Here is a 6,657-nt window from a genome sequence, read left to right as displayed (position 1 = left end):
AAAACGCTTCCAAATCCAAGCCCGTCAACGCCCGCATTTGGCGGTCGTCTGTAATCGTATTCACATCTAGCATGCCCAAAAATACTATTTGGGAACAACTCTACCTCCTAAAATACCGATAAAAAAGGCCTTCTGCTCGTGAGCAGAAGGCCTTTTTTACGGCCGGAACCTTACGCCTTACTTATCCTCGAGGCCGTCGTTGTTCCGGTCTTTGGCATCACCGGCGTGGTCGTAGAGCTCCTGGCCGGTAGTAACGTGGGCCGTGTCGCCGGCGCTGCCGGTCGTGTTGGAGGTGGCGCGCTGGCCGGAGTCGGGGTCTTTGGTCTTGTCGGAGTCGCGCTCCACGTTGGTGTCGCCGGCGCTGGTGCCGGTGTTGCAGGCCGAAAGAGACGCAGTAGCCAGCACGAAGGCCAGCACCAGCCGGGGACGGAAGAAAATAGTTTTCATGATTAGGGGCTGAAACGAAAAAGAGCGAAGAGAGTACGGGGTATGGTACGGCGACGGCGCGTCGTGGTTTTTGCCGGGTGGCCTGAGCGGCGCGGGCCGGGTAGTAACGCAACAACTGCCGAGCGGCAGCAGCGGTTCTGGCCTCCTGGCCGCTGGGTGTCGGAGGAGCAGGACCGGGCGGCGGGGCGGAAGCCGGAAAACCGTAGAAAAAATCTTACAACCCAATATATTTGTTGCTCTGTTTGTGTCTATGAATGCTTCCCGCTCCCTGCACTTTAAAAATTCTCCCTGGTTACGCCGAACCGGGATTCTGGCAGCCGTGAGCCTGGGGCTGGCTTTGGGGCTGGTGGCCTATCTGTTCGGCTTCTCCGACCATTTTTTCAGCCGACTTTTTGGCGCTTTTTTCGTATTATTCTGGCTGTTAGCCGTTATGTTCCTGGGCGTCGTGCCGTTTGTGAACTGGGCGGCGGCCAATTGGTTTGGGAAAGCATGGGCTGAAACGCCGCTGGAACCCGCGCGGCGAATTCCCCGTTCAGTCTCTGCCACTGTCACTTCTTCTCATCGGAAGCCCGCGCGCCCCGGCGCCCGGCTGGACTCATCTTCAAAACGCCCGTGAAAACTACGCTCCTGCACATCAAAAACATGGTTTGCCCCCGTTGCATCGAAGCCGTGCGCGGCCTTCTTGAGCAAGCGGGGTATCGGCCAACGGAAGTCACGCTGGGCCAGGCGCAGCTCGACCACGCCACCCCGGCCGACCCGGCCGCGGTAGCGCCGATGCTGCAGGAAGCCGGTTTTGACGTACTGATGGGCCGTGCCGAGCAGCTCACGGAGCAAATCAAAGGCGCCCTGGGCGAGTACCTCGAGCACCTGCGCACGGCCCGCATGCCCCTGACCACCTCGGCCTTCCTAACAGACCGGTTTGCTGCTACCTACTCCCACCTGAGCAAGGTATTTTCGCGCACTGCCAACCTGACCATCGAGAAATATCTGATTCGCCTCAAGATTGAGCGGGTCAAGGAAATGCTGAGCTACGGCGAAATGACTCTGGGCGAAATTGCCGACCAGATGCGCTACAGCAGCGGCCAGCACCTGAGCAACCAGTTCCGCCAGGTTACCGGCCGCTCGGTCAGTGAATTCCGCCGCGACCTGATGCCCAAGCGCCTGGCGCTGGACGATCTGGCGTAAGCTACCCGGCCAGCATCAGCCACGTAAAAAGCCCGTCGGGGTGTTGCCAGGAGCGTTTCCGGCAGCATCCCGACGGGCTTTTTACGGCCAGCTTCGCCCAAAGCAATACTGGTGGTAGTCAGGGCGGCCGGATAGCCCCGGATGGGCAGAGCAACACTGGGCGCTGGCGCCGTACCTTTGCGGGCACCTTTGTCGCCTTTCGGCAGTTCCTACTCCCGTGTCCGCTTCCCCCCGCATCCTGCTCCTGACCCCGCCGCTGACCCAGCTCAACACGCCCTACCCGGCTACGGCCTACATCAAGGGGTTTCTGGGCGGGCGGGGCTACGCGGCCACCCAGGCCGACCTGGGCCTGGAGCTGGTGCTGAAGCTGTTTTCGGCGGAAGGGCTGGGCCGGGTTTTCGCCGAAATTGAGGCCGGCAGCTTTGCCTTGTCCGACAACGCCCGCCGCATGGTGCGCCTGCAGCGCAGCTACCGGAGCACCATCGGGCCGGTTATCCGCTTTCTGCAGAACAAGGACACCACGCTGGCCCCGCGCATCTGCCACAGCCGGTTTTTGCCCGAAGCCGGCCGCTTCGACAACGTGGCCGACCTGGAAAGCGCCTTCGGCACCATGGGCCTCACCGATCAGGCCCGCCACCTGGCCACGCTCTATCTCGAAGACCTGGCCGACCTGATCAAGGAAACCGTGGGGCCGCAGTTCGGCTTCTCCCGCTACGCCGAAAAGCTGGCCATGTCGGCTACCTCCTTCGACGCCCTGCATGAGGCCCTGCACGCCGCGCCCAACCTGGTGGACCGCATGCTGCTGGAGCTGGCCGACGAGCTGGTAGCGCGGGTGCAGCCCGACGTGGTGGGCTTCACCGTGCCCTTCCCCGGCAACCTCTACGGGGCCCTGCGGCTGGCCGCCCGTATCAAAGAGCAGCGGCCGACGGTGAAAATCCTGATGGGCGGCGGCTACCCCAACACCGAGCTGCGCCAGATAAAAGAGCCGCGCTTTTTCGACTACGTCGATTACCTGACCCTCGACGACGGCGAAGGGCCGTGGCTGCGGCTGTTGGAGTACTTGAGCTCTAAGCTGCAAGCTCCAAGCTCCAAGCAGGGAGCAGAAGAGCTTGCGGCTTGCGGCTTGCAGCCTGCAGCTCCCTTCCAACGCACCTTTTTGCGCAATGCAGCCGGGCAGGTCGAGTACGTCAACCACCCTTATCCCGACATTCCGCACCCGGAAGTCGGGACCCCGGATTACGCCGATTTGCCGCTGAGCGAGTACCTGTCGGTGATTGAGGTGCTCAACCCGATGCACCGGCTCTGGAGCGACGGGCGCTGGAACAAGCTCACCATTGCCCACGGCTGCTACTGGAAGCGCTGCTCCTTCTGCGACGTGACGCTGGACTACATCGGCCGCTACGAAACGGCCCCCGCCACGCTGCTCGTCGACCGGATTGAGCAGATTGTGCGGCAGACCGGGCAGACCGGGTTTCACTTCGTGGACGAGGCCGCCCCGCCCCTGGCCCTGCGCGACCTGGCCGTGGAGCTGCTGCGCCGCCGGGTGAACATTACCTGGTGGGGCAACATCCGCTTCGAGAAAACCTTCACCCCCGACCTGTGCCGCCTGCTGGCTGCTGCGGGCTGCATTGCCGTGAGCGGTGGCCTGGAAGTGGCCTCCGACCGCCTGCTGGCCCTGATGGAAAAGGGCGTCACCATTGCCCAGGTGGCCCGCGTGACCGATGGCTTCACCCAGGCCGGCATCATGGTGCACGCTTACCTGATGTATGGCTTTCCCACCGAAACGGCCCAGGAAACCGTGGACTCGCTGGAAGTGGTGCGGCAGCTGTTCGGGGCGGGCATCGTGCAGAGCGGCTACTGGCACCGCTTCTCGATGACGGCCCACTCGCCGGTGGGCAAGAATCCGGCGAAGTATAAGGTGGCCGCCATTGGTCCCGAGCCCGGCGACTTTGCCTGGAACGACCTCTGGCACGACGACCCCACCGGCGCCGACCACGAGCAGTTCGGCCCCGGCCTGGCCAAAGCCCTCTACAACTACATGCACGGCGTGGCCCTGCACGAGCCGCTGCAGTTCTGGTTCGACGGCCTGCGCGTGCCCAAGCCCACCGTGCCCCGGCAGCTGGTGCAGAAAGCCCTGCAGGAAGCCCCGAAGCCCGATTTCGCTAAGCAGAACCTGCGCCTGTTCTGGCTGGGCAACGCCCCCGAGCTGTCGGCCCCCGATGCCCGGCCCGACGCCCGCGCTACCCTCACCTTCTACGAGCAGGCCGAGGACTTCGAGCTGAAAACCACCCCGGCCCTCGGCCAGTGGCTCCACGAGCTGCTCACCCGCCTGACCACGGACTACGAAACCAAGCTCCTGCTGAAAGAGGTGGCCGCCACCTTCCCCGCCGCCGCGGGCAGCTCCTTCGAGCAGTTCCTGCTTTCGCCCACCTGGCTGCAGCTGCGCGAAAAGGGGCTGCTGCTGTTCTGAGGTTGGGTTAGGGCCGGGCGGCCACCGGGCCGGCGGCCGCTTTGGGGGCCAGCGTGTCGGCGGCTGGAAGTGGCCGGCGAGGTGACCAGACGAGGACAGCGGCGTGGTGCGTGGCACTTCCAGCCCCTCCCCGAAAATCAGACACCCTGTGGCGTGTTGACGCGCTATTTCATCCGTCTCCGGAGCCGCGCCGTCGGCCGGGGCATAGAAGGCGGTTTAGGAAGTCGTTCGGAACACGTCAGACAGTCATGCTTGATCTGGCGTCCGCTTGCCGAAGCATGACACGAAATCGACTTCCTAAACCGCCTTACAGGCATGGGCCGCCCGGCACGGGCGCTGTGAGCCTGGAGGGGCGAAGAAAGCGCAGGCAGGCGGCCCTATCCAGGGAGGGCCACTACGCGGGTGCCCCTGGCAGCGTCGAACGCGCGGCCCGGCTTTGGCCCGGCCCCCGCCCGGGTGCCGAAGCGCCCTTACGGCACCCGCAGCACCTTCTGCCGCGCCACCCCGGCGGCGGTGCGCAGTACCAGCACGTACACGCCCGCGGGCCAGCTGGCGGCCTGAAGGGTTACTTCGTGGCGGCCGGCACCGAGCGTACCCGCGGCCAGCACGGCTACCTCGCGCCCGGCCAGGTCAAACGCCCGCAAATCGGCGGGCCCAGCGGCGGGCAGGGTGAAGGCGAGGCGGGCCCCGGCAGTGAAGGGGTTGGGCACGGCCGGCTCAAACCAGGCCGCGTTGAGTGCCCCGGCCGTGGCCAGCAGGATGGCGAGCGGGGCGGGGCCACTTTCGTTGTGCAGGCCGTCGAGGGCCGTGAGGGCATACAGGACGGCCCCGGCCGGCGCGGGCTCCTGGTAGGCGGTAGAGTCGGTCACGGCCCGGATGTTGGCGGGGTTGGCCAGGTCGGCCGCCGTGACGGGGCCCGGGTGCGCCGGCAGGCGGTACACCACGTACCAGCGGGCCACTTCGCCATCGGCGGCGGGCAGGCCGGGCTGCCAGCGCAGCACCACCTGCCCGCCCGGGGCGGGGCCTACGCTGGCGGCGGCGGGCGCGGCGGGCGGCACGTTGTCTTTCCAGGGCATGGGCGGCAGCAGGGCCGGATAGCGGTAGAAGTTGCCGCGCAGCGAATCGGCGAAGCCCAGGGGGTTGGCCAGCAGCGGGGTCGAGTTGTAGTAGATGCTGCCCGGCATATTGGCCTGCTGGCGGGCCAGCCGAAGCTGGGCCGGCAGCTGGCCGGGCGAGCGGAAGCCGGGCTCGGCCGACGTGGGGCTGACGCGGTACGCGGCCTGGCCCACGTACACGTGGCGAACGGTGTCGGGGTTCACCTGCTGGCTCCACCAGGGCACGATGAGGGCGTAGTTGGCCGCGGTCTGTCCGATGGCGAAGTACACCTGCGGGGCCAGGTAATCGACCCAGCCGCGGCGCAGCCACTTGCGCGAGTCGGCGAAGATGTCGGTGTAGGAGGCGAAGGCCGTGGTGGCGGTGCCGCCCACGGCGGTGCCGTTGCGCCACACCCCGGGCGGCGAGATGCCAAACTTCACCCGCGGCCGGGCGGCCCGGATGCTATCCGACACCATCTTCACGAACAGATCCACGTTGTTACGGCGCCAGTCGGCCTTCACCGTGAAGCCCCGCGGGTCGGCGGCAAACGAGGCATCGTCGCCGAAGGAAACGCCGGGCTGCGGGGCGGGGTAGAAGTAGTCGTCGAAGTGAATGGCGTCCACGTCGTAGCGGCGCACCACATCCATCACCACGCGCACCAGGTAGCGGCGCACGGCGGGCAGGCCGGGGTCGAGCACGCGCAGCGTACCGTAGGGCAGCACCCAGTCGGGGTGCAGGCGCGTCACGTGGGTGGGTGCTACGCTGGCCGTGCTGGCGTTTACCAGGGCCCGGTAGGGGTTCATCCAGGCGTGAAACTCCATCTGGCGGCGGTGGGTTTCGCGCACCATAAAAGCCAGCGGGTCGTACAGGGGGCTGGGCGCCAGGCCCTGGGTGCCGGTCAGCCACTCGCTCCAGGGCTCCAGCGTGCTCGGGTACAGGGCATCGGCGGAGGCGCGGATCTGGACCACTACGGCGTTGAGGCCGTTCTGCCGGTGGCGGTCGAGCAGGGCGGTGAACTCCTGACGCTGCTGGGCGGGCGTGCGGGTGCGGGCGGTGGGCCAGTCGAGGTTGTAGACGTGGGCCACCCAGGCCGCCCGCAGCTCGCGCTTAGGGGGCACCGACAGCGTTTGGGCGGCCAGGGAGCCGGCGGCCGCCAGGACCAGCGCCGCCGCCGCGGCCAGGGCGCGGGCGCGGGCGCGTAGAGTTGTACTCATGGCAAGAGGAGGATATGTCGGGAAACGCACTGGTAAGATACGCAGCTTCCCTGGTCCCGCGAGGCCAGGCTACGAGGCGGGGGCTACGCCCGCAAACAGGGAATGGCCCACCCCGGCAACAAGGGCCAGACGGGCGGCGCGGCCTCGCGGGCGGCTACCCCGGCGCGGGAGAGGGAGAGGGTCGCTACCCGCGCATCGTTTTACTATGGTGGTTTCGTGAACGGTGGGCCCACTGGTCGGACGGCT

At 66.5% G+C, this 6,657-nt stretch carries 5 protein-coding genes; 3 read left to right on the top strand and 2 right to left on the bottom strand.

Annotated elements, in window-relative coordinates; genetic code table 11:
* Window positions 1-177: 177 nt before the first annotated feature.
* A complete protein-coding gene (locus tag ABD842_RS04100; protein WP_345110435.1) occupies window positions 178-447 on the bottom strand; it encodes a hypothetical protein in 270 nt (89 codons plus the stop codon).
* Window positions 448-697: 250 nt separating this feature from the next.
* Here ABD842_RS04100 and ABD842_RS04095 point away from each other — a divergent pair, with 250 nt between their 5' ends.
* The 3 genes from ABD842_RS04095 (at window position 698) to ABD842_RS04085 (ending at window position 4,102) form a co-directional block, all read left to right on the top strand.
* On the top strand, window positions 698-1,063 hold the full coding sequence (locus tag ABD842_RS04095; protein WP_345110433.1) for a hypothetical protein: 366 nt from the start codon (window positions 698-700) through the stop codon (window positions 1,061-1,063).
* The gene (locus tag ABD842_RS04090) at window positions 1,060-1,632 is read left to right on the top strand and encodes an AraC family transcriptional regulator (protein WP_345110431.1); all 573 of its coding nucleotides are present in this window, start codon (window positions 1,060-1,062) and stop codon (window positions 1,630-1,632) included. Before ABD842_RS04095 ends, ABD842_RS04090 begins: the two co-directional genes overlap by 4 nt.
* A 217-nt stretch (window positions 1,633-1,849) precedes the next feature.
* Window positions 1,850-4,102: a B12-binding domain-containing radical SAM protein gene (locus ABD842_RS04085; protein WP_345110428.1), complete on the top strand. Its 2,253-nt coding sequence runs from the start codon at window positions 1,850-1,852 to the stop codon at window positions 4,100-4,102.
* A gap of 470 nt (window positions 4,103-4,572) precedes the next feature.
* Here ABD842_RS04085 and ABD842_RS04080 read toward each other — a convergent pair whose 3' ends face one another.
* Window positions 4,573-6,411 carry a family 10 glycosylhydrolase gene (locus ABD842_RS04080; protein ID WP_345110425.1) on the bottom strand — a complete coding sequence of 613 codons (1,839 nt, stop codon included), beginning with the start codon at window positions 6,409-6,411 and terminating at the stop codon, window positions 4,573-4,575.
* Window positions 6,412-6,657: the final 246 nt, after the last annotated feature.

It is taken from the genome of Hymenobacter algoricola (assembly GCF_039539525.1).
GTDB classification, from domain to species: domain Bacteria; phylum Bacteroidota; class Bacteroidia; order Cytophagales; family Hymenobacteraceae; genus Hymenobacter; species Hymenobacter algoricola.
Note: the sequence above shows the minus strand (reverse complement) of the source record. Positions and strands in the feature narration are given on the sequence as shown.